This is a genomic window from Delftia sp. WSY_12 (assembly GCF_043104645.1).
GTDB lineage: Bacteria > Pseudomonadota > Gammaproteobacteria > Burkholderiales > Burkholderiaceae_C > Comamonas > Comamonas tsuruhatensis.
Window position 1 is genome coordinate 1 of sequence record NZ_JBICKW010000011.1, and the last position, 1,160, is coordinate 1,160.

Annotated in this window: 1 protein-coding gene; it reads right to left on the reverse strand. The window is 70.7% G+C overall.

Going from position 1 to position 1,160, the window contains the following annotated elements:
* On the reverse strand, positions 1–1,114 hold a 1,114-nt coding region (locus ACF8LI_RS05525; RefSeq protein ID WP_392412339.1), incomplete at its 3' end, for a DUF6531 domain-containing protein.
* Positions 1,115–1,160: the final 46 nt, after the last annotated feature.

Here is a 1,160-nt window from a genome sequence, read left to right on the forward strand (position 1 = left end):
AGGACAGCCCTTCCTGGTTGCTGTGTTCGATGACGCGGGCGCCGGGCTGGGCGCTCTCGTAGCGGTAGCGGTGCCAGGGTCCGCTGGCATGGCGGTGGGCGCTGATGCGGTGGTGGTCCCATTCGAATTCGCGCACGAGCTGGCCTGCGCGGTCGTGGACGGTGATGAGGTCGCCTGCGCTGCTGTAGCCGTAGCGCACGAGCGTGATGGGAGCGATGGGGGTGGACAGGGGATGCAACGGGTCCTGCGTGAGGTCGACCCCGATGAGGCGCCAGCCGTCGTCGGCGCCCCACAGTCCGTTCAGGCCCTGCGCGTCCTTGCCGCCGTGGATGCGCTGGTGCAGCAGCCGGTAGCGCCGGCCTGTGCCGTCGCTCAGCGAGACCAGGCGGCCTGCGGGCAGCGGTTCCGGACTGCCGTTGACGTCCGGGGCCGTGGTCTTGCCGTCGCTGTAGTGGTAGAGCTGGCGGCGTCCGAAGCGGTCGATCTGGGCCATGAAGCGCCAGGGGCCATCGACCGACTCACCGGGCGGGGGGCCAAAGCCCCAGAGGGTGTCGCCATCGCCGCTGAAGGCCAGGATGGCCTCGGGATTGCACGCCAGCGCCGCCTCCACATGCGACCAGCGCGGGTTCGCAGCCCAGGGCGCTGTACCGCCGTCCGGCTCCGGGCTGCCGCCGCGCAGCAGCCAGAGGTCTTCGCTGGCACTGTGCAGCTGGCCGCCCGGGGCCAGAGGCTGGTCGAAGGTGATGACGCGGCCGCTGGCGTCCAGCAGCAAGGTGGCCTCTTCCTGCAGGCGGATGCTGAGCTCCTGCAGCAGGTGCCAGCCATGGCCCAGCAGGCCGCAGGCCGCGCCGTGCTCGGGGTTGACGTAGCTGCTGTACTGGCGCTGCCAGGCCACGGGCAGCGCAGCCGATGGCAAGGCGAAGTCCAGGTCTTGTGCGCCCAGCAGGACCTTGGCGCCGAGCTGGGGGTTGACGGGGGAGCTGACGGTGATGCCACCTGGGCAGACGGAGCAGGCCAGGCCCCCCTGGCTGCCGATGAGCACGGTGCGCGAGCCGGTGACGATCTTGCCCTTGACGACGCTGTCGGTGATGCGGGCTGCGGGTTGGCCACTCATGCGAGGCTGCTCCTGGAGAGGTGAGAGAGAACGGGACGGCGGATGC